Source organism: Pseudomonas corni, from assembly GCF_057128765.1.
The window spans coordinates 660203-682934 of record NZ_JBSKHW010000001.1 but is presented as its reverse complement, the minus strand read 5'-3'; the positions used below and the strand labels follow the sequence as shown (position 1 = coordinate 682934).

Annotated in this window: 18 protein-coding genes; 7 read left to right on the top strand and 11 right to left on the bottom strand. The window is 58.1% G+C overall.

The features are described 5' to 3' along the window. Window positions 1-141: 141 nt before the first annotated feature. On the top strand, window positions 142-1674 hold the full coding sequence (locus ACWKV9_RS03070) for a sensor domain-containing diguanylate cyclase (protein WP_483834602.1): 1533 nt from the start codon (window positions 142-144) through the stop codon (window positions 1672-1674). 80 nt (window positions 1675-1754) lie between these two features. After that, complete coding sequence (locus ACWKV9_RS03065) at window positions 1755-2099, top strand: hypothetical protein (RefSeq protein WP_483834601.1); 345 nt, start codon at window positions 1755-1757, stop codon at window positions 2097-2099. A gap of 184 nt (window positions 2100-2283) precedes the next feature. Here ACWKV9_RS03065 and ACWKV9_RS03060 read toward each other — a convergent pair whose 3' ends face one another. Beyond that, window positions 2284-3210, bottom strand: a complete 927-nt coding sequence (locus ACWKV9_RS03060; protein ID WP_483834600.1) for a Gfo/Idh/MocA family protein — start codon at window positions 3208-3210, stop codon at window positions 2284-2286. Window positions 3211-3977: 767 nt separating this feature from the next. Here ACWKV9_RS03060 and ACWKV9_RS03055 point away from each other — a divergent pair. Beyond that, window positions 3978-4772 carry an SDR family NAD(P)-dependent oxidoreductase gene (locus tag ACWKV9_RS03055; RefSeq protein ID WP_483834599.1) on the top strand — a complete coding sequence of 265 codons (795 nt, stop codon included), beginning with the start codon at window positions 3978-3980 and terminating at the stop codon, window positions 4770-4772. Between the two features lie 42 nt (window positions 4773-4814). Here the strand turns inward: ACWKV9_RS03055 and ACWKV9_RS03050 are convergent, their stop codons facing one another. The 4 genes from ACWKV9_RS03050 to ACWKV9_RS03035 all read right to left on the bottom strand — a co-directional run bounded on the left by ACWKV9_RS03050 (window position 4815) and on the right by ACWKV9_RS03035 (window position 9480). Continuing rightward, on the bottom strand, window positions 4815-5750 hold the full coding sequence (locus ACWKV9_RS03050) for a LysR family transcriptional regulator (protein ID WP_483834598.1): 936 nt from the start codon (window positions 5748-5750) through the stop codon (window positions 4815-4817). Window positions 5751-6065: 315 nt separating this feature from the next. Beyond that, entirely contained in the window at window positions 6066-6737 is a 672-nt protein-coding gene (locus ACWKV9_RS03045; protein ID WP_483834597.1) for an ATPase, read from the bottom strand. A 325-nt stretch (window positions 6738-7062) separates the two neighbouring features. Further along, window positions 7063-8004 (bottom strand): diguanylate cyclase domain-containing protein, encoded by a 942-nt coding sequence (locus ACWKV9_RS03040; protein WP_483834596.1) that lies wholly within the window; start codon window positions 8002-8004, stop codon window positions 7063-7065. A 198-nt stretch (window positions 8005-8202) separates the two neighbouring features. Then, the gene (locus tag ACWKV9_RS03035; protein WP_483834595.1) at window positions 8203-9480 is read right to left on the bottom strand and encodes a serine/threonine transporter; all 1278 of its coding nucleotides are present in this window, start codon (window positions 9478-9480) and stop codon (window positions 8203-8205) included. A 361-nt stretch (window positions 9481-9841) separates the two neighbouring features. Between ACWKV9_RS03035 and ACWKV9_RS03030 the strand changes: the two genes are divergently transcribed. Together ACWKV9_RS03030 and ACWKV9_RS03025 are read left to right on the top strand one after the other, a co-directional pair. Continuing rightward, complete coding sequence (locus ACWKV9_RS03030) at window positions 9842-10990, top strand: efflux RND transporter periplasmic adaptor subunit (RefSeq protein ID WP_483834594.1); 1149 nt, start codon at window positions 9842-9844, stop codon at window positions 10988-10990. An 8-nt stretch (window positions 10991-10998) separates the two neighbouring features. Then, window positions 10999-14127 (top strand): multidrug efflux RND transporter permease subunit, encoded by a 3129-nt coding sequence (locus tag ACWKV9_RS03025; protein ID WP_483834593.1) that lies wholly within the window; start codon window positions 10999-11001, stop codon window positions 14125-14127. Between the two features lie 12 nt (window positions 14128-14139). Here ACWKV9_RS03025 and ACWKV9_RS03020 read toward each other — a convergent pair whose 3' ends face one another. Together ACWKV9_RS03020 and ACWKV9_RS03015 are read right to left on the bottom strand one after the other, a co-directional pair. Further along, window positions 14140-15471 carry an ATP-binding protein gene (locus ACWKV9_RS03020; protein ID WP_483834733.1) on the bottom strand — a complete coding sequence of 444 codons (1332 nt, stop codon included), beginning with the start codon at window positions 15469-15471 and terminating at the stop codon, window positions 14140-14142. Between the two features lie 2 nt (window positions 15472-15473). Further along, window positions 15474-16157, bottom strand: coding sequence for a response regulator (locus ACWKV9_RS03015; RefSeq protein ID WP_483834592.1), 684 nt, complete (start codon window positions 16155-16157; stop codon window positions 15474-15476). A 211-nt stretch (window positions 16158-16368) separates the two neighbouring features. Here ACWKV9_RS03015 and dsbG point away from each other — a divergent pair, with 211 nt between their 5' ends. Both dsbG and ACWKV9_RS03005 read left to right on the top strand, forming a co-directional pair. Beyond that, the gene (gene dsbG, locus ACWKV9_RS03010; protein WP_483834732.1) at window positions 16369-17094 is read left to right on the top strand and encodes a thiol:disulfide interchange protein DsbG; all 726 of its coding nucleotides are present in this window, start codon (window positions 16369-16371) and stop codon (window positions 17092-17094) included. A gap of 149 nt (window positions 17095-17243) precedes the next feature. Next, on the top strand, window positions 17244-17807 hold the full coding sequence (locus tag ACWKV9_RS03005) for a TetR/AcrR family transcriptional regulator (protein WP_483834591.1): 564 nt from the start codon (window positions 17244-17246) through the stop codon (window positions 17805-17807). Between the two features lie 43 nt (window positions 17808-17850). Here ACWKV9_RS03005 and fabF read toward each other — a convergent pair whose 3' ends face one another. The 4 genes from fabF to ACWKV9_RS02985 all read right to left on the bottom strand — a co-directional run bounded on the left by fabF (window position 17851) and on the right by ACWKV9_RS02985 (window position 22666). Further along, window positions 17851-19125, bottom strand: a complete 1275-nt coding sequence (gene fabF, locus ACWKV9_RS03000) for a beta-ketoacyl-ACP synthase II (protein WP_483834590.1) — start codon at window positions 19123-19125, stop codon at window positions 17851-17853. 39 nt (window positions 19126-19164) lie between these two features. After that, window positions 19165-19962: an SDR family NAD(P)-dependent oxidoreductase gene (locus ACWKV9_RS02995; RefSeq protein WP_483834589.1), complete on the bottom strand. Its 798-nt coding sequence runs from the start codon at window positions 19960-19962 to the stop codon at window positions 19165-19167. A gap of 185 nt (window positions 19963-20147) precedes the next feature. Continuing rightward, on the bottom strand, window positions 20148-20483 hold the full coding sequence (locus tag ACWKV9_RS02990) for a ComEA family DNA-binding protein (RefSeq protein ID WP_483834588.1): 336 nt from the start codon (window positions 20481-20483) through the stop codon (window positions 20148-20150). A 188-nt stretch (window positions 20484-20671) separates the two neighbouring features. Then, window positions 20672-22666 (bottom strand): polysaccharide biosynthesis protein, encoded by a 1995-nt coding sequence (locus tag ACWKV9_RS02985; RefSeq protein ID WP_483834587.1) that lies wholly within the window; start codon window positions 22664-22666, stop codon window positions 20672-20674. Between the last annotated feature and the right edge of the window lie 66 nt (window positions 22667-22732).

Here is a 22732-nt window from a genome sequence, read left to right as displayed (position 1 = left end):
CATTTGATCTAAGGCGCAGTGAGCGTAACGGTTCAGCACAAATCCCGTGGGAGCCAACCGCTGGCTCCGCGCTTTTTTTCTTACCCTCCCCCCACAACTTGCCCTACTCTCTGTGCAGCAGTAGCTCTCAAGGAGTGGGGTTTGAAACGCAACGACGGGCTGTACTTCAACCCAAGAAACCGACGATTGAAGCGCATGCCCGTCCTGTGGCTGGCAGGGGTATTCACCATTTTGGTGTGCGTCTCGATTACCAGTATCACGCTGTGGCAACTGCGCGGAGCGCGCAACCACGAACTGGCGATGGCCAATACTTTCGCCTCCAACTTGTCGCGCTCAATGGCCCAGCAGGCCGATGACGCTTTCGATGAAGCCTCCATTCCCGTTGCCGGCATCATTGAGCGGCTTACCTACGATGGCTTCGAGTCTGCACTGAGCCCGCGCATGCATGATTTCCTGCGCGCAACCGCTGCCAGCGTCGAGCAAATCCAGGGGCTGTTTATCTACGACAAGGATGGCAACTGGGCTGCCACCTCAATGGGGCACACGCCCGCCAATGCCAACAACGCCGACCGCGAATACTTTCAGTTTCACAAATCCATCGACAGCACGCTGCCGCACATTGGCAGTGCCATTCGCAGTCGAACCACGGGCGATTGGGTCATTCCGCTGTCGCGGCGTATCAACGATGCGCAAGGCAACTTTGCCGGGGTGGTGCTGGCGACCATCGAACTGGTGTACTTCGACCGTTTCTTCGACCGCTTCGATATCGGGGAAAAAGGTGTGATCACCCTGGCGCTGGCCGATGGCATGGTATTGGCGCGCCGTCCGTCGACAACGACTTCTACGGGGATCTCGATCGCGCAAGGCGAGTTGTTCAGCAAATATCTCAACGAGCATTACGAGGGCACCGCGACGGTGATTTCCATGCTCGATAACATCAAGCGCATTTACGGCTACAAACGCCTGGATCGCTACCCTTTGGTCGTGCTGGCGGGTTTATCTGAGTCCGAGGTGCTCGACAGCTGGCGGCAGAATGCGTGGCGGTCGATGTTGGTGATCGTCTGCGTGCTGATCGCCAATTTGCTGTTCGGCCTTTTGCTGTTCCAGCAGATTCGCTTCGGGTTGAGAGCTGAAACGCAACTGCGCATTGCCAGCCACTCGCTGGAAAAACTTGCGCTGCAGGACAGCCTGACGGGCCTTGCCAACCGTCGGCATTTTCAGGAGCTGCTGAGCCTTGAGTTTGCCGACATCAACCCGCACCCGTTGAGCCTGATCATGATCGATATCGACCTGTTCAAAAGCTACAACGATGCGTATGGCCATGTCGCCGGGGACAAATGCATTGTTGCGGTGGCGCAGTGCATCCGCGACAGCCTCAACCGCACGGGCGACCTGGCCGTGCGCTACGGCGGCGAAGAGATGGCGATTTTCCTGCCTTACAACGACTCGGCAGGTGCCTACGCTCTCGCCGAAAAAATCCGCCTGACGGTTGTCGCGCGCAATCTTGAACACGCAGGTAACCCGTTGGGGTTTGTCAGCATCAGCCTGGGCGTTTACAGCTGCCTGCCACACGAATGCCCGAACATGGAGATCTTCGTCGAGCGCGCCGACACCGCGCTGTATGCCGCAAAACACAAAGGACGCAACCGTACCGAGGTATATGCGGGCGCTTAGCGATCATGGGACTGCCGTCGCCCTTCAGGAATTATCGCTAAGCTCATGTCCATTCTTATGTGATGAAGAGGCGGGTACCCATGCGAACCCTCTGGCGAAAATATCTGGACGCACTGGACAAAGACCTCAGCACCCAAGTGTTCGACAACATCAAGAACCTGCTGGTCTGCGCCCTGCTTTTCGCCGCGGGTACACAAGCACTGCCCAGCGATGACCCGTTTTTCTTCGGCGTTTTCGCCGCCAATGTTGCCGGTTGGGGGCTGATTGTCTTCTCGGCGGTGCTGATGTTTCTGAGTATCAGCGATGGACTGCGAAGGCTGGCGAAGCTGCGCTACCACGTTATATTCCAGATAATCCTGTGTTTGATTTATCTGGTGGTGGCGTTGCGAGTTGTGGAAATCGTCTGGCGATTCAGGGCGGGATAAGGTTCCAGGGATTAGGACCTTGCAACATTTTCTAAGGGGATCGGCCTGATATAACAAAATCTGCGAGCCCTCATCAGGGCTGAAAATCTGTGCGACAGGTGTCGATCCGCATTCACCTGATCCTCGCCTCGCTTGGATCCGCCGATGAATGCGGTGTTTGTATAACGTTGACGGTGGCTGGCGATCAATCGTAGAACGGCTCAACTGAAGTCCGACTGCCGACAAAAAAGCTGTCAGCGACCAATCTCAGCGGTTGCAGGTCCAGATCACTGGCCTTGTCGCCAATCAGTTGCTGGAAATGCCGATACACCGCCGCGTACTCACCCTCCTCCGACACCGCCTGACGTACGCCATCGATACTCAGCAAGGCCCCGCCGTTGTCCAGACGCAGCGTGCCTTCGGTGCAGCGGATTTCGATGCTCCACAGCTCATCGTGCCCGTGGTCAAAATCGAATTCGGCGCGGATATTCAGGTGGCGTGCGTCGGACATTTTGATGGACGCGGCGATGGGCGACTGGCAGTTGCTGGGCACGTGCAGTTCGGCTGACTCGACGAAGATTGGCAAGGGCAGCAGATGGGTCGCAATCGACAAAGCGTTGATGCCAGGATCAAACACGCCCAAACCGCCAGGTTGCCAGATCCACGCCTGACCCGGGTGCCATTTGCGCACGTCTTCTTTCCAGTCGATCTGCACGCTTTGCAGGGTGCGGGTTGCCAGCCAGTCACGGGCGGCAGCGATGCCCGGCGCGTATCGCGAGTGCCAGGCGAATAGACCGCTGACGCCTTGTTCCCGCGCCAGATCCACCAGGGCCATGGCTTCACCGAGCGTGGCGCAGGGCGGCTTTTCTACCAACACATGCTTGCCGGCGGCCAGCGCCTCACGCACAAGGGCAAAACGTCCTTGGGGCGGTGTGCAAAACGCGACGGCATCGACCTGTGGCCCCTTCTCCAGCAGCTCACTCAAGGACAGAAAGTTTTCCACCCCGGCGCAGGGCTGCCCTTGGGTAGCGACTGCGACCAGCTCAAACGCAGGGTTGGCATGAATTGCGGGGACGTGTTGATCCTGGGCAATTTTGCCGTAGCCCACCAGACCGAGACGAATCGGTTGCATCGATGACTCCTGAATTTTTGTACTTATGTTGGGGCAGCAAACTAGACGTAAATCGCGCGGTAGACAACGGGATAATGGGTGTTTGCGACATTTTGATTCTGACGGGAGGCCCTCCGGGAATGGGCCTGCTCGCGAAGCTTTTGATTCTGCCCGGAGGGCGTAGGAGCGTCGCTTGCCCACGATCTGCCGGGTACCGGCAGTAAACCTATGCATGCGGTGTGTCAGGTTCGATAGAAGGTGCTGAACGTGGGGCCGCTTCGCAGCCCATCGCCTGCAAGCATGGCTCCTACGCCTCCGGCAGAAGCAGGCATGCGGCGCGCATGAATTTTATGCCTTCGGCGGAAGCAAGATTGCGGCGCGTAAGAATGTTACGCCTTCGGCAGAAGCGGGACTGTTGCGCGCAACGCATCGCTTTTGATTCTGCACGCAGGGCGTAGGAGCGTCGCTTGCCCGCGATCTGCCGGGTACCGGCAGTAAACCTGTGCATGCGGTGTGTCAGGTTCGATAGAAGGTGCTGAACGTGGGGCCGCTTCGCAGCCCATCGCCTGCAAGCATGGCTCCTACGCCTCCGGCAGAAGCAGGCATGCGGCGCGCAAGAATTTTATGCCTTCGGCAGAAGCAAGATTGCGGCGCGCAAGAATTTTATGCCTGCGGCAGAAGCGGGACTGTGGCGGGGCTGAAATCTCACCGCACTCACCATCGCACCTTGCGGTCTATCCTCATTCATCCCTACAGCACGATCTTTCACCATCAAGGAGCATTCCGACATGAACATTGATCTGACCGGCAAAACCGCATTGGTCACAGGCTCGACGCTGGGCATTGGTTACGCCATCGCCAAAGGCCTTGCGGGCACGGGGGCGGAGGTGATCGTCAACGGGCGCAAGCAAGAAGCGGTCGACGCTGCCGTTGCCAACATCCAGAAAGAAGTACACAACGCCAAGGTGCGCGGTGTCGCCACCGACGTGGGCAGCGCCAGCGGTTGTGATGAGTTGGTAGCCGCTGTACCCAACGTCGACATCTTGATCAACAACGTCGGCATCTATGGCCCGCAGGACTTCTTCGAAACACCGGACGATGTCTGGCAGCGGTTCTTCGACGTCAACGTCATGTCCGGCATTCGCCTGTCCCGCGCCTATGCACAAGCCATGGCCCAGCGCGGTTGGGGCCGGATCGTGTTCATCTCTTCTGAGTCAGGGCTGAACATTCCGGCCGACATGATCCACTACGGTTTCACCAAGACCTCCAACCTGTCGGTGTCTCGTGGTCTGGCCAAACGCATGGCCGGAACCGGCGTGACGGTCAACGCGGTGCTGCCAGGGCCGACGCTGTCCGAGGGCGTTGCCGACATGCTCAAGGATGAAGTCGCCAAAACCGGGAAGTCCCTGGAAGACGCCGCTGCCGATTTCGTCATGGCCCATCGGCCAAGCTCGATCATTCAACGTGCTGCGAGCATCGAGGAAGTGGCCAACATGGTGGTGTACGTCTCGTCCAAACAGGCATCGGCCACCACCGGCGCGGCGTTGCGCGTGGACGGAGGCGTGGTCGATACCATCGCCTGAACACCGTTGACCGGCGAGGCGCTGAACATCAGCGCCTTGTGTTCAGGCGGCCACAATGGACATCGGGCGGCTGTTGTCACTCAGGCACTCACTGAACCGCGAGCGTAACCAGCGTTCGCCCGGATCACTGTGGCTGACGCCACGCCAGACCATCGACAACTCAAAGCCGGGCAACTCGATGGGCGCAAATTCAGCATTCAGGCCCCCGCTGCCTGCCATGGCTTTGGCCACGTAATCGGGGACCACCGCCAGCAAGTCACTCTGCGCCAGCAACATCGGAATCGCGCTGAACTGTGGCACGGCGAGCATCACCTGACGCTGACGTTTGAGGCGTTTGAGCGCGTTGTCAGTGTCATCGGCAAGATTGACCATGGACGATACTGTCGCATGGGGGCGCTGGCAGAACTCATCCAGGGTCAGCGCTGATTTGCTCGAATCGGCACGCAGCACCATCGGGTAAATCATGCGCAGGAATTTGCGTTTCGCATTGGCCGGCAAATCGACGGTGTAGCTGATGCCTACGGAAATTTCACCGTTAGCCAACAAGGTCGGCATGCGGCTGCAATCAGCGCGATGGATGACCAGCTTGATGCCTGGCGCCTCTCGACGAAGACGGTGCAGCAAAGGTGGCAGCAGCGCGTACTCGACGTCGTCGGACAAGCCGATGTGAAACGTCGCGTTACTGGTGGCCGGGTTGAATTCACAGGTCTGGCTCAGGGCGATGGCAATGGTGTCGAGAGCGGGCGTGAGAATCTGGAACAGCTCTTCCGCCCGCGCCGTGGGCTCCATCGAGCGGCCGTTACGGATGAACAACGGGTCATCGAACATCGTGCGCAGACGCCCCAGTGCGTTGCTGACGGTGGGCTGACCGAGAAACAATTTCTCGCCGACACGGCTGACATTGCGTTCATGCATCATGGCTTCGAAGACCACCAGAAGGTTGATGTCAGCGCGGCGCAGATCGTTTCTGTTCAGCATTTCAGCCACCTGGGCAGACGCCCCGTTAGTGAGATGGATAGCCGACTGACTGCATGACAAAGGAAGACTGACAGGCTCTGGCAGAGCCTTTGCGTGCGGCATGTCAGTACTGTAATGGCGGGGGCTGAGACTGTCGCTCATGCACAAGTTGATATAGCTAGCGTCTTCGTTTTAGCGATTCATACCTGTGTATATCAACGCACCCGAAACTACTGATTAATGACTGCTGTGGCCGGTATAGGTCGTTGTCAGCCCATAAAAAACCGACGCAGAGGGCGTCGGTTCATGGGACGAATACGCAGGAGGTGCGTGTACTCAGTTTTTAGCAACCTGGGCCACTTGACCCGAGGTCACCAGCGCTTTGAGGGAGGCATCGAACTGCTTCAACGCATTGACCTGCAGATCACGCTGTTGGTCGATTTGCGCGGCAATTTCAGGCGCGGCTTTGTCATGCACCCAGACCGCGGACAGCTCCTTGCCACCGTAACCTTCAGCCTTGCCGATGTATTGCAGATTAGCGTCGTAGAACTTCGCTTCAAAACGCGCCTCGACCTGGGTATTACGCTGGGTCACAAGGCGGTTGTAAGTGTCGAGCATGACCACCACGTCCGGGCGTGCCTGCATCACGGCGTCCAGATTGTCATAGATGGTCACCGAGGCGAACTGCTTCTCCAGCGACGCTTTGAGCCAATCGATGGCCAGTTTTGGGTCGGAGCTATTGACGAAGGCTTGGCGGATGCGTGAATCCAGGGCGCTGTTCTTCACGCCCTTGAGGGCCATGGAATGGTAACGCTCGAGATATTCGATATTACTGACGGTGTTTTCGCTGTAGATCACCCCTACCGACTGGTTCGATTGCAGCGCCATGCTGCTGTCGGCGACCGGGGTAAGGTGACACGCTTGTTCGTCGGCGGCGTAGGCCGGAACAGTGGCGGCGGCGCCACCGGTCAACACGGCGACAAGAGCCAGCAGGACAGAAATTCTCATCGCGTATCTCCCAGGTAAAGCCAGTTCGGTATGGGGCTATCCTCCTCTTTTGCCGGAAAAACAGAACTCGCGTTTTTTGATGGTAACTATCAACTAAACGAATAGTCACCCACGGCTCTAAGTCAGGCTTGATGAGGGATCAGGCATACCTCTTGTCGCACAACGACCAGTGGAGAGGGATTGAGTAACGATGCAGTGGTGGACGAAGTCAGCCCCTACCTTTAAGTGGAGCACCGTGGACCCGATAAGTGCCGACAACGTTGCGCTTAAGTGCGCGTGCGGTAATGCCACTTTGGGAGTTAGGGACAGAATCTTTCGCTGCGATTCAGAACTCGCCGTATTCGGCGCGCATGCGGCCATTACGTTTGACCTGGTAAAGCAAGCCGTCGACCTTCTCTACAAAGGGCAATGGGGCAGCGTGCTCGTTCGGCGTGACGGTGCCTACGCCCAGACTCAGGGTGAGCAACGGGGACACGTCAGATTTCTCATGCAAAATGTGTTGCTGACGTACCAGTTGCATGCACTTTTCCGCCACTTGACGAGCTTTGTCCTGGGTCGTTTCCGGTAGCAGCCAGACAAACTCCTCGCCGCCGATTCGGGCGATGAAATCCCGTGGATTGTTGGCGGCAGGCAGCAAGGTCTTGGCGACGAGGCGCAAGGCTTCATCGCCTTTGATATGGCCGTAGTGGTCGTTGTATTGCTTGAAAAAATCGATGTCCATGATGATCAGCGACAGCGGCAATTGTGTGCTTTGCGCGTGGGCCCACTCGCGCTCCAGCACGGTGTCGAACATGCGTCGGTTGGCGATGCCGGTCAGGCCATCCTGGAACGAGTATTCCTCCAGTTGTTTTTGCAGACGAATCAGATGCTCTTCGGTCTTCTTTCGCTCGCTGATATCGAACATGAAACCCACCAGTGCCTCGACTTCGCCGTCCTTGCGCACGACGTGGACCACGTCGCGAATCCACACGTAATCACCGTCCTTGGTTAGGGCGCGATAGTCGGCTTCGTGATCAACCCCGGCCTTGGATTGCGACACGCAGAAATTGACCACGTAATCCTGGTCGTCCGGGTGCATGCGCGACACCCAATCGTCGATACCGACCCAGCTTTCGGGCGTCCAGCCCAGCAAGGCTTCTATCTGTGGGCCAATGTAGCTGAAGGTCAGGGTTTTCCAGTCGATTCGCCATGGGATGGCTTTAGTGGATTCCAGCAGTGTTTTGTAGACATCGCTCTCAGTGCCAGGCGTAAGTCGTTCGTCGCTCATGATCGACCAGATTCAGTGAGGAATGGACCGATAGCATGTTGCCGCCATGGTTTAGGCGCAAGGGGCACGGATGAATATGCGTCGGCTGTACCGGCCCCTTCGCGAACAGGTCCGCTCCCGCGGGATGGCGTCAGATCCAGAGGTCGGCAGCGCCGCAGATCCATGTGGGAGCGAACCCGTCCGCGAAAGCGATGAGCATCACTGCATCAGCGAATACACCAACGCCGAAATCGCCACCAGCCCGATCACCACCACAAACACGTTGGAAAACTTGCCAGCGTATTGGCGCATGGCCGGGACTTTGTGGATGGCGTACATCGGCATCAAGAACAGCAGCGCCGCGATCACCGGTCCGCCCAAGGTTTCGATCATGCCCAGGATGCTCGGATTGAGCGTCGCCACCAGCCAGCAGACTACCAACATGAAACCTGCGGTCAGACGATCCAGCGTACGCGGCGACGGGCGACGCCCGGTCTTCACCACGAGGCCTTTGAGCCCTTCACTGGCACCGATGTAGTGACCCAGAAACGACTTGGTGATGGCCACAAACGCAATCAACGGCGCGGCGAACGCAATGGTTGGATTACTGAAGTGATTCGCCAGATACGACAGGATCGACAGGTTCTGTGATTTGGCTTCGGCCAGTTGTTCAGGCGACAGGGTCAGTACGCAGCTGAACACGAAGAACAGCACCATCACCACCATCAAACCGTGAGCGCGAGCAAGGATTTGCGAACTACGTTGGTCGGCATTTACGCCGTACTGGCGCTTCTGATCGACGGCAAACGCCGAGATGATCGGCGAGTGATTGAACGAGAACACCATGACAGGGATCGCCAGCCACAAGGTGTGCAGCAGCGCCGATGGTGCAGGCAATGAAGTGGCGGTGGACAGAATCCCACCGGTCCAGTGCGGCACCAGAAACACGGCCAGAAACAGCAGCGCGACGATGAAGGGATAGACCATCAGGCTCATGGCCTTGACGATGATCCGCTCACCGCAACGCACCACCGCCAGCAGCCCGAGGATCAGCACGAAGGCGAGGATGGCGCGCGGTGGCGGTTGAACGTGCAGCTGATGTTCCAGAAAGCTCGCCACGGTATTGGTCAGCGCGACGCTGTAAATCAGCAGGATCGGGAACACCGCGAAGAAGTACAACAGCGTGATCAACGCCCCCGCCGTTTTGCCGAAATGCTGTTCGACCACCTCGGTGATGTCAGCGCCTTCACGACCCGACAGCACAAAGCGGGTCAGGCCGCGATGTGCGTAGAACGTCATGGGAAATGCGAGCAGCGCAAGGATGACCAACGGCCAAAAGCCGCCAATACCGGCGTTGATGGGCAGAAACAGCGTGCCTGCTCCGATCGCAGTGCCGAACAGCCCGAGCATCCAGGTCGTGTCGTGGCGGTTCCAGGAAGTCGCGCTGGCGGGCGCGGTGTCGAAGCGTTCTTCGACGCTGTTGGCCTGATCATTCATCCGGTCGATGTCTCCGTTGCCGGTGATAGCTACATGGTCAAAAGCGCGTCGAATTACATGGCAGTCGGCGCCCCTGACCGGTTCTGTACAGGAAAGGGGCGCGATTGTCCGGGATTAGGCCAGAGAATCAAAGGGTTGTCTGACAGATGCGCATTCAGGGAAGCATCCGACGCAACTGTAGGACCTTGGTGCGCGATGCGTTGGGCCGAGCAGGAGTAGAATTGGCCCGCGCGGTTGAGCAGCTTCTTAACTTGGCTCGACATTTGCTCTCATCGCACGCTTGGCCGATACATATATATTCCAGTTGTTGTCGCAAGGACGTGTACGATTGAGAACATTTCTTGTTTATCCGAGTTTGCGAATGCCCGCTTTCAGGTTTTTGCGCATCACCTTCGTCTGTCTGATTGCCCTCGGCACCCTGCTGAGCGGTTGTGAAAAGGCCCCGACCACCCCGCTCGCCGAGAAAAAGACGCTGGTCGATGTAGTCATTGCCGTGCGTTCCAATCAACCACCGACGACGGTATTGACCGGTCGCCTGGAGGCCTACCGCACGGCAGAAATCCGCGCCCGCGTGGCTGGCATCGTGGAAAAGCGCACGTATATCGAGGGCTCAGAGGTCAAAGCCGGAGCGTTACTCTTTCTGATTGATCCCGCGCCAATGAAGGCTAGCCTCGCCGCTGCCGAGGCAGAGCTGGCGCAGGCGGGGGCAACCGCCGATGCCGCAACCGATGTCGCCCAGCGCTCTAAACAATTGCGTGACTATGACTCGATCAGTATTCAGCAGTACCGCAAGGATTTGTTCCTGGAGAAACAGCTGCGCGCCGCCGAGCAACTGGCGGCCGCAAAGGTGCGCAGTGCGCGGTTGCAGCTTGATTACGCCAGCGTCACTTCGCCCATTGCCGGGCGTGCACGGCGGGCAATGATCACTGAAGGCGCAATGGTCGGCCAGGACGAAGGCACAAAGCTGACAACGGTCGAGCAGATTGACCCGATTTACGTGAACTTCTCACAGCCGGCCAATGAGTTTCTGGCTCTTCGCAAGGCCACCGCAGCCCTGGAAAAAAGCAACGCACCGATGCCGGTGAATGTGCGCCTTGGCGACGGCTCGCTGTACGGCACGCCGGGCAAGCTGTTGTTTTCCGACACCGCAGTGGACCCGCTGACTGACACCGTTGCTATGCGTGCGCTATTCAGCAACCCCGATCATCTGTTGCTTCCTGGCATGTACGTACAGGTTGAATTCGAACATCCCGAAGCGCAGGCGGCGGTGCTGATCCCTCAACATGCGTTGACCCGTACTCGCACCGGTGCATTCGTCATGCTGGACGATAACGGCCATGCGCGGCAGGTCCCCATCACTGCGGACACCCTGGAGGGCAAGCAATGGCGGGTCACTTCAGGCCTGTCCGGTGGTGAACGCGTGATCCTGGATGGCGGGGCCTTGAGCAATGGGCAAGCAGTGGAAGCGAAGCCTTTGACCAGCAACAGCAGTGTGGCCCAGCGCCAATAGGGAAGTTCATGTCCACGTTCTTCATTGATCGCCCGGTGATGGCCTGGGTGATCGCGATATTCATCGTGCTGGCTGGTGGCTTTGCTGCGTCCAGATTGTCTGTCGAGCAATACCCCAACGTAGCACCGCCCAGGGTCACCATCAGCGCCAGCTACCCGGGTGCATCGCCGGAAGTGGCTGAACGCACGGTGACCTCGGTAATCGAGCGCGAGCTGAACGGGATTCCCGGACTTCTTTATTTCAACTCGACCAGTTCCGAAGGGCTGGTGGAGCTAAGCCTGTACTTCGAGACTGGCACCAATACCAAACTGGCGGCAGTCGAGGTGCAGAACCGCATTCGTCGGGTCGAAGAGCGATTGCCTGAAAGCGTGCGGCGCCAAGGCATTGAGGTGGAACAAAGCGGCGAAAACCAGCTGTTGTTCGTGACCCTGACCGCCGACAACCCCAGCGTCGATGACGTCCAGCTAGGGGACTTCGCCACCAGCATCGTGCGCCCAGCATTGCTGCGAGTGCCAGGGGTCGGGCAGGTTGAGGTCTATAGCCCTGAATACGCCATGCGTATCTGGCCCGATGTGCACAAGCTCACTGCCACTGGTATCACGACAACCGAATTGATCGATGCCATCAGTCTGCAGAATCAGCGGATTACGCTCGGGGCCATCGGCGCGTCGCCCTCCCCTGCGAACACCGCCATCACCGCGCCGCTGACCGTTCAGGAAGACCTGGACACGCCATACGCCTTCGGCGCCATCGCGTTGCGCGTGAACAACGACGGCTCGGCGCTGCGCGTCGCGGATGTCGCACGGGTCGAACTCGGCGGCAACAATTATGACTACCCGGCGTTCGTCAACGGCCGATATGCCGGGGCCATCTCGATCAAGCTCGCTTCCGGCGCCAACGCACTTAGCACCACTGAGGCGGTGAAAAAAACCATGGATGCGCTGGCCGTGCAGTTCCCGCCGGGCATGCACTACCAGACCGCATTTGATACGTCGGTGTTCGTCAAACTGTCCATCGTGAAAGTCGGCTACACGCTGATCGAAGCGATGGTACTGGTGTTCCTGGTGATGTGGTTGTTCCTCGGCAGTTGGCGGGCGACGTTGATTCCGGGCCTGGTGGTGCCCATTGCGCTGGCAGGCACGTGCGGTGTGATGTGGATGCTGGGCTTTTCGCTGAATGTGCTGACGATGTTTGGCATGGTCCTGGCGATCGGCATTCTTGTGGACGACGCCATTGTGGTGGTGGAGAACGTCGAGCGCATCATGCGCGAAGAAGGCTTACCGGCAAGGCAGGCCACGCTCAAAGCCATGGGCCAGATCAGCGGCGCGATCATCGCTATCACCCTGGTGCTGACTGCGGTATTTATCCCCATGGCGCTGTTTCAAGGCGCGGTGGGGCAGATCTACCGGCAGTTTTCCGTAGCGCTGGCGGTGCCGATGGTGTTGTCGGCGTTTCTCGCCCTCACCTTTACCCCGGCGCTGTGTGCGACGCTGCTCAAACCGGTGGGGCACAAAAACGCCGAAGGACGACTGGCACGACTCAGCCCGGCACTCGCGCGCTTCTACTCCCACAGCCTGACGGGTTTCCTGCGCCGTCCCGTGCGTTTTTTGTTGTTGTATCTGGCGCTGTTCGCGGTCATGGCGTTGCTCATGGTCCGTCTGCCGGGCGCCTTTTTACCCAGCGAAGACAAAGGCGGGTTCGCCACCGTGATCCTGCTGCCTACCGGCTCTACTCAAGCCGACACCCGGGAGGTGCTGGACGAAGTGCAGGCGTTCATGAAAACCGATCCGAACATCGCCAGCCTGTTTGCGATGCAGGGTTTCAGCTATTTCGGGGACGGACAGAACGCCGGCATGATCTGGCCGACATTAGTCGACTGGGGCCTGCGTAAACAGCCAGATCAGCAACTGGACGCCATCCTGGGCCGGGTAAATGAGCATTTCGAGCATGGCACCGCGCGCCATCCGAAGGCTCAGATCAAGGCGATCAATACCCCGCCGCTGCCGTCGATGGGTCGCATCGAAGGCGTCGACCTGCGCCTGCAGGATCGCAGCGGGCTGGGCCATGACGCTCTCATCGACGCGAAAAACCAGTTACTGGCACTCGCTGCCAAAGATCCGGCGCTGGTCAATATGTCGTTCTCGGGCCAGGACGATGCACCGCAGTTGCGGGTCTCGATCGACCGGCTCAAGGCCCAGAGCATGGGTGTGTCCCTGAGCGAGATTAACCAGACCATGGCCACCCTGTATGGATCGGACTATCTGGGGGACTTTATCTACAACAACCAGGTGCGTCGGATCATCGTTCAGGCCGAGGGCAAGGACCGACAGCAACCGGAAAGCCTGTTGCAGGCGCGAGTGCGCAACAAAGCGGGTGACATGGTGCCGCTGAGTGCTTTCGTCAGTATGCGCTGGACCGTCGATGCGCTTGAGATCGAGCATTTCAACGGCTTCGAAGCGCTGCAAATCAGCGGCGCGCCGGCCAAGGGTTACAGCACTCGTCAGGCCATGGACGCCTTGACCCGGATAGTGGATGAACTGCCCGGCGGTTTTGGCCTGGAATGGTCGGGGCAGTCTTATCAGGAGCGGGTGTCGAGCAACCAGATGCCGCTGTTGTTCGGATTGTCGATCCTGGTGATTTTCTTTTGTCTGGCGGCACTGTATGAAAGCTGGTCGATCCCGCTGGCGGTGATTCTGGCGATTCCTCTGGGCGCTATCGGTGCGCTACTGGCGACCACACTGCGCGGCATGCCGGATGACCTGTACTTCAAGGTCGGGCTGATCACGGTCATCGGGCTATCGGCGAAGAATGCAATCCTCATCATCGAAGTCGCTGAGACCCTGCACCGGCAAGGCGCTTCTGTATTGCACGCAGCGCTTGAGGCCGCGCGCATGCGCTTGCGTCCGATCGTCATGACTTCGCTGGCGTTCATCTTTGGCGTGTTGCCGCTCATGCTTGCAACTGGCCCAGGTTCAGCCAGCCAGCGGGCGATTGGCACCAGTGTGTTCGGCGGCATGCTCAGCGCCACGGTGCTGACGCTGTTTTTCGTACCACTGTTGTACGGTCTGGTGATGCGTTTTCGTCGGCACAAAGCCGTGGTCGAGCCAGTGCCCGAACTGAAGGCCGCTAAGTTGTAGCGGCAACTTTGATCAAGCAGTGCTGGGGCCGCCGCTTTTCTGCAACGGCATCTGCAATTCGACCCGCAAGCCATCGGACTGGCTGTCAAAACGCAACGAACAGGCGCAGCGCAAAACAATCGCCTGCACGATGGCCAGGCCAAGCCCCGCGCCGGGGCTTTTGCCATTGCGCCAGAACCGTTGGGTGAGCTTGTCCATATCCGGTTCAGGGATACCGGCTCCATGGTCGCGCACCAGGAAATGGGCCTGTCCTGCAACTGTCTGCAAGGTCAGCTGGACCCGGGTATTCGCCGCGGTATGGCGCAAGGCGTTGTCCAGCAGATTGCGCAGAGCAGCGATGGCCAATACGGCAGGCATCTCGACCGGGGCCGTCGACACCTGGTCACCAATGATCAGCTCAATGCTTTGCTCATTGCCATGGGCCGCATCATGAATTGCCAACCGCGCGACCTTCTCGGCGTCGCATAGCACCCCGTCGTCGAACGAAAGGCTGCCTTCGACCCTTGCCAGCAGCAGCAACTGCTCAAGGGTGCGGTGCATGCGGTCTGCCCCTTCTTCAGCGTGGGCGAGTGCCGTGTCACGCGTCGTGCCTTGAGTCATTTGCGCCACTTGCAGGTGCGTCTTGATGGCGGTCAACGGGCTGCGCAACTCATGGGCGGCATCGCCTGTCAGGCGGCGCTCTCGCTCCAGGGTGCGGGCAATGCGCTGGAACAGTTGATTCTGGGTTTTGAGCAGCGGCTGTAATTCGTTGGGTAACCCCGGCACGTCGATCGGCTCAAGGGAATCGGCGTTGCGGCGTTTCAGGGCGTCGCGCATGCGATTGAGCGGCGCCAGGCCTTGTCCGATAACGAACCAAAGCACTGCCAGACTGCCCAGCAGCGCCACCAGCACCGGCACGGAGGCTGCGAGCAACACGGAACGGCCCAGCACATCGCGCTCTTGCTGGCGGTCAGCGGTGGTGATGCGCACATCGCCGTGGGTCAGGGTAAAGCTGCGCCAGCTTTCGCCATTGATGACCTGATCCCGGTAACCGCTTTCGTCGGCGGTCAGCGGGGATTGCGGCGTGTTGTGGCTGCGGGCGAGGATTTCACCGCGCAACGAACTGACCTCACAGGCCATAGGGCTGGACACGGCCAGACGCTCGGCATTGACGCCGCCTTGCTGCTCCGGCATTTCCATCTGATCCATCAAGCCGGCGACCATTCGCGCCGATGCGGCAAGGCGCTGGTCGAGCGAGTCCATCATTTGCATCCGCAAATCCAGTAGCATCCAGGCTGCAGCGAGAATCCAGATCAATATGAAAGCGCCTCCTAGAGTCAGGCTCAGGCGCAGTCTCAGACTCATCATCAGGAGGTTTGCTCCGCGTCGTGGCCAGCTGGCCCGAGGCGATACCCCAAGCCGCGCACGGTTTCGATAATACCGCCGCCGAGTTTGCGCCTGAGATGATGAATGTGAACGTTGAGGGCATTGCTTTCCACCTCGTCGCCGAAGCCGTACACGCAATCTTTCAGTTGTTCGCTGGACATGACACGCCCGTGGTTGTGCAAGAGGGCGTGGAGCAGTGCCTGCTCACGGCGTGACAGATCAACTGGTTGGTCGGAAAGACGCGCTTCGCGACTACTGGGATCGTAGGTCAGACAACCGTGCTCGATGACATTAACGCTGCGCCCTGCCATGCGTCGAATCAAGGTGTGCAATCGGGCGCTGAGTTCGCGCAGGTCAAAGGGCTTGAGCAGATAATCATCGGCCCCTGCCTGCAAGCCATCGACACGGTCAGTTACCGTGTCGCGGGCAGTGAGAATCAGCACCGGCAATTGCGTGCCTTGCTGTCTCAACTGACGAAGCAACTTGAGCCCGTCCTCGTCTGGCAGACCGAGGTCCAGCACCATCACATCGAAATGCGCTGCCGCCAGCATCGCTCGCGCCGCTGACGCCGTGGCCACGCGATCCACAGTGAGCCCCTGTGCATTGAGGCCTGCGACAATGCCGCTGGCAATCAGATCATCATCTTCGCAGAGCAATACGTGCATGGCGGGGCTCGAAAAAAGGGCTATTGAAGCGTGTAGTGATTAAGGCGCGATTATGTCATTTGATCAACGCCTGCAGGATTGCGGCGCATCTGTGGAAACAACCCCTCGTTAATACCGTCTTAATCACAGCATTACACCCTGCTCTTCATATTTCCCGAAGGAGTGCTCAATGAGCCTGATCCGTTATTCGTTAGTGGTCGCTGTCGGCTTGATGGGCGCGCAGACTCTACTGGCGCAGGCCGATGAATTACCGCAAGCGATTAAAGCGCTGGAAGCCAAGGGCGCCATCATCAAGGGCGGTTTCGATGCTCCCGGCGGGCTTAAAGGGTATGCAGCTCAGTACCAGAATCAGGGCATGGCCCTTTACCTGACAGCCGATGGCAAGCATGTGTTGGCGGGCAATCTGTTCGATGAGAAGGGTGAAGACCTCAGTCAGGCACCACTGCAAAAACTGGTCTATGAACCCATGACCAAAGCGATGTGGAGCCAGATGGAAAGCAGTACCTGGATTGCTGATGGTGCGAAAACCGCCCCGAAAGTGATCTACCTGTTCAGCGACGCCAATTGCCCTTACTGCAACCTGTTCTGGGAACAGGCGCGGCCCTGGGTGAAATCCGGCAAAGTGCAGCTGCGCCACATTATGGTCGGCATTATCCGCGAAGACAGCGCCGCTAAAGCCGCTGCCTTGCTGACAGATAAGAACCCGGAACTGGCACTGGAAAAACATGAAGCCGCTGGAAAAGCTAGTTCGCTCAAAGCCCTGAGCAATATTCCCAAGGACATCCAGAGCAAACTCGACGCCAACATGAAACTGATGGAAGAAATGGCGCTGTCAGCGACCCCTTCGATTTTCTACAAAGACGAAGACGGCAATGTCCAACAGCAGCAGGGTGCGCCACGACCTGATGCGTTGGCGAAGATAATGGGCCCCAAATAGGGCATTCACCGTCACACGAATATCGATAAATGCGCTGCGACCAACTGACCAGTGGCTACCTGGCCCGAAAAGTGGATACTGCATCCGCTTGTCATCCATGTGAGAATGTCAACCAACATTCCAAGAGCCATAGTCAGGAGGCTCGCTCAATGCGTTACGCCGAAGATCATAAAGCCCAAACTCATCAACGCATCCTGCACGAGGCGTCCGCGCGCTTTCGCAAAGACGGCATTGGTGCAACTGGCCTGCAGCCATTGATGAAGGCACTGGGGCTGACCCACGGGGGCTTTTATGCCCACTTCAAATCCAAGGATGATCTGGTCGAGAAAGCCTTGCGCTGTGCGGTCGACAAGCTGGTGGAATCCAATACGGAAAAGCTGGGCGCGGATAACTCTGCGGCGGCTTTCATTGATCTTTATCTTTCCAGCGCTCACCGTGATGCGCCAGAAAACGGCTGCCCCCTGCCGACCATGGCCGCCGAGCTTGGCCAACGCGGACAACCCAGCGAAATCACCGACGAACTGATTCAGCGCATGCTCGTTACCCTCGAGTCGCGACTCTCCGGTGAGGACAGCAGCGATCAAAGCATAATGATGATGTCGACCCTGGTCGGTGCATTGGTGCTTTCTCGCAGTGCCAAGGACCCCGCGCTAGCTGATCGCATCCTCGACACAACGCGCGAGCAACTCAAGCAGCACGCCAGCAAAATCTGAGCAGACGTTCCCCTCTGGACATCAGGGGAACGCTGTCAGCGTCTCAAGGGTGCCAGCGACGGAACAGCACGCTGGCATTGACCCCGCCAAAACCGAAACCGTTGGATAAAGCGTACTCAATCGCCATTGGCCGCGCTTCACCATGGACGATGTCTATGCCCAGCGCCGCTTCATCGGGGGTCTCAAAGTTGAGGGTCTTCGGCGCGATCTGATCGCGGATTGCCAATGCAGTGAAGACGGCCTCGATGCCACCCGCCGCACCCAGCAAGTGACCGGTCGCCGATTTGGTCGAGGTTACTGCGACACCATTCTGATCACCGAACACCGACTTGATTGCCGCCATTTCGCCCTTGTCACCCACAGGAGTAGATGTCGCGTGGGCGTTAAGGTGCTGAATGTCGGCGGCCTGGATTCCCGCCTGACGGATAGCGGCCTGCATGGCGCGCCGGGCGCCACTGCCGTCTTCCGGTCCTGCGGTCAGGTGATAAGCGTCAGCGCTGGTGCCATAGCCGACCAGCTCAACGATCGGCGTGGCGCCACGGGCCAAAGCGTGCTCCAGGGTTTCGATGACCATAATCCCGGCTCCCTCGCCCATCACGAAGCCGTCGCGGTCTTTATCAAAGGGACGCGAAGCGCGCTCCGGCGTGTCATTGAATCCGCTGGAGAGCGCACGTGCGGCAGCGAATCCACCCAATGCCACGCGGTCCATGGAGGCTTCAGCGCCACCACAGATGGCGATGTCGGCCTCACCGCAGCGAATCATCCTGGCAGCATCGCCAATGGCTTGAACACCTGCTGCACAAGCGGTAACGGGCGCACCCAGTGGTCCTTTGAAACCATGTTGAATAGAGACGTGGCCCGCCGCGAGGTTGACCAGAAAGGACGGAATAGTGAACGGCGACAGACGACGCGGACCCCGGGTATCTGTGGTGCGGACTGCATCGGCGATGGACGCGAAGCCACCAACCCCGGAACCGATGATCGTCGCCGTTCGCTCACGCTTCTCCTCGGTGTCAGCGACCCACCCCGATTGCGCAACTGCCTGCCTGGCGGCGCCCAATGCAAAAAGAATGAAGCGGTCCATCTTCTTCTGCTCTTTGGGAGGTGCGGCGGCATCCGCATCGAAACCGGCTTCTGCGTCGTCAGCCAGCAGCGCCACCGGCCCGCCCACCTTGCCCGGCAAGTCGGCCACCACGTCATCGGGTAACTGAACGATCCCGGAACGCCCTTCCAGCAGACGCCGCCATACAGGCTCGACACCACTGCCCAATGGCGTCACCAAGCCCATTCCGGTTACTACGATTCGACGTTCGCTCATGCAATCACCTTTTTACTAATGAACAGGGTCACTGGCGCTTTAGGCGCTGGTGGTCTTGTAACGCGCCGCCGGGTGTTGCAGCGACAAATTCGGTCCAAGCGCTAATCGCGCGTTGACCATGGCATCCCAATCCGCTGCATTGGACAGCGAGGGAATAGTGATGAGCTCTCGCTGATCGAATCCGGCCAGCGCCGCATCTACCATGTCATCAACGCTCATCACCATCTCAGCCGGGAACGCATTGAGGTCCATGCCCGCACGCTCCCAGATTTCGGTGCGGGTGGCACCGGGCAAAATGGCCTGGACCTGCACGCCCTTCTCGCCCACTTCAGCATGAAGCGATTGAGTGAGGCTTAGAACATACGCCTTGCTCGCGGTATAGATAGCGTTGAATCGCTCCGGCAGCAGTGCAACCACCGACGCGACATTCAGAATTGCCCCACGCCCGTTGTTCAAAAATCCGCTAGCCGCCGCCGACGCCAAGTGAGTCAGTGCCACGATGTTGAGCTGGATCAAGCGGTCGGCCTCATCAAGGTCCGCTTCGGCCAGTGTGCTGTTGGAAGCCACACCTGCGTTGTTTAACAGTAGGGTAATGGACGCGTCATGACGCAGACGCTCCGCGACTTGCGTGATATCAGCCTTGTCAGTCAGATCGGCCTTCAGCACCTCAACCTCGACACCGGTGGAGTCGCGCAACTGCATCGCAAGCTTTTCCAGCCGGTCCTTGTCACGCGCGACCAACAGTAAGTCGTACCCGCGTCTGGCGAGGCGGTCTGCGTATGTCGCGCCAATGCCCGAAGATGCGCCGGTGATGAGTGCTGTGCCCAGTGTGCTCATTGGATAGCTCCAAAATGTAAGGAATCTAGCTGATATTACATATGTAATCTGACGATTATATGGCGGGCGACATTCTCGATGTCAAGACGTCGATGCAGGGTGCGTTTGCGGGAAAGAGATCGGGCATGCTTACCAGGCGGGCATAAAAAAGCCGATCAGTGATCGGCTCTCTTGAAGATGTTGGCTTATTCGATGGCGAGCTTGTCGCGGTTTTTGTCGAGGATGGCTTTACCAATCCCCTTTACTTCAATCAGCTCATCTACCGAGGTAAAAGAGCCATTCTCCTCGCGGTAGGCGACGATGGCACTCGCCTTGCCGGCGCCTATGCCGGACAACTCTTTCTGCAGGGTTTCTGCGTTGGCGGTATTGAGATTGACCTTGGCGCCTTGCTCGGTTTCTTCGGCTTTTTGGACAACTGCCGCTGGCGCGGCCGGGGTTGTAGCGACCGGGACGGCGGTTGCCGCAACCGAGAACGTGGTCAACAAGGCGAAGGCAAGGGATGAGAGAAGGGAAGTACGCATAAATAACGCTCCATGACATCGTTTAGGTTTAAGCAGCGTTCCTGAGCTGCTGTTTACAACCTAGTTCAAACTGCCGGAGCGTCAAAACAAGCGTTGTCACGGAGTGTTGCGGTGACATCCTGTGTTGAAGACTGAAGTTTTCTGGCACACCTGCCCACCTTGTTTAAGTGGCAGGCATGGCCTAGGGGTTAAGGCTCAAGCCGACGCTGCTGATACATCCAGTCAACTATTTCACCATCCGGCGAGTAGCCGCTGACTGTTTCCCGCAACAGCAGACGCACTCGGGTGTAGTCGTCTTCATTGACCGCAGCAACAAGCTCGACCAGCTTTTGCTTGAGCACTTCCCACTGAAGATAATCTTCATGCGCACTCATGATCATCGGGTGTCCGGTCGCTGCGACGTTGTCACCGATCAGCAGTTCTTCGTATAACTTCTCCCCCGGACGAAGGCCTGTGAACTCAACGGCGATATCCCCGTGAGGGTTCTTCTCGGATCTAATACTCAAGCCTGAAAGATGGACCATCTTTTCTGCCAATTCGACGATTTTCACAGGTTCGCCCATGTCCAGCACAAACACATCCCCACCCATTCCCATAGAGCCAGCCTGAATAACCAACTGGGCAGCTTCAGGAATCGTCATGAAGTAACGGGTGATATTCGGGTGCGTGACTGTGATCGGACCGCCGGATTTGATCTGCTTGTGAAACAACGGAATAACGGAGCCCGAGGAGCCAAGAACGTTACCGAAGCGGACCATCGTGAAACGGGTTTTGTTGACGCGAGAAATATTGCTCTTGTCGCCAAACAAGAGAGGAGCGGTTTCACGACTGAGAGCTTGCAAGGTGAGCTCGGCAAGACGCTTGGTACTGCCCATGACATTGGTAGGTCGAACTGCCTTGTCGGTGGAGATCAACACAAAGTTGGCAACACCGGTTTTCAAAGCGGCCTGAGCGGTATTGAGCGTACCAATGACGTTGTTTAAAACCCCCTCAGCAATATTGTGCTCAACCATCGGCACGTGCTTATAAGCGGCGGCGTGGTAAACGGTATCTACGCTCCAGGCTTTCATGACATCCATTAACTTGGACTCATTGCGCACTGAACCCAGAATCGGCAAAACCCTCACTGGTAAGGACTCGCGGGCTACTCGTTGTTCCAGCTCCGACAGGATGGTGTACAGATTGAATTCGCTGTGTTCAAAAAGCAGCAGCGTGGTCGGCTTGAGCATCAGAATCTGACGGCACAACTCCGAACCAATAGACCCACCGGCACCGGTTACGAGGACGGACTGGCCAGAAATGCATCGCTCAAGCAATTCGCCCTGAGCCGGGACCGAGTCGCGACCGAGCAAGTCAGCAATATCAACTTCCTGGATGTCGTCAACTTTGACCCGGCCACTGGCCAAATCCATGAATCCTGGGACGCTTCGGACATGCAGCGGAAATTTCTCGAGAAACCCCAGGATCTCTCGGCGTCGCGTGCGACTGGAGGAAGGAATCGCCAGCAGCACTTCTTGGGCGCCCGTTGTTTCAATCATTCGCTGGATGTGTCGCGCTTTGTAGACGTGCAGTCCAGAGATCACCCTGTCGGCAATGCTCGGGTCATCGTCAATGAATGCAACTGGGCGCATGACTCGTCCCATCCGCAGCGCGGCAACTAGCTGATTACCGGCCGCACCCGCCCCATATATAGCCACTCTGGGCAAGCCGTTATCACGGCTGGTGAAAGGAACGTGTTGCGCCGCGGCGAACCAATCACCAAGGAAATACTGCCTCATTCCCAGACGCAGACCGCCAATCATGATCAAACTCAACCACCAATAGTTGAAAATGATGGAGCGCGGAATAACGTTCTCGTGGTTGCTGTACCAATAAACGACAACGCCAAGAATCAGCGATGAAAGGCTCACCGCTTTGACGATGGCAATCAGAGCATCATTACCGAAGTAGCGCATCACCGCCCGATACATGCCAAAGCGGACGAACAGAGGGATGGCAATGAGAGGAGCTGCGAGAAATAGCCACAAGTGGTGCCCAATCGGATTGACCATCTCGTCAAAACCCAAACGAACCACAAATGCTAACCACATCGCGCTCCAGACCAGAAACAGGTCTGCTACCACTTGCAACAAGCGCTTCTGATGACGTGGCAACGCCAGCAAATACGCTCGAATCCGGTTCATAAAGCCATCCATCGTACGATTCCATTCCGCTAACAGGCTCGCGCCGCGAACCTTGTATTAAATGAA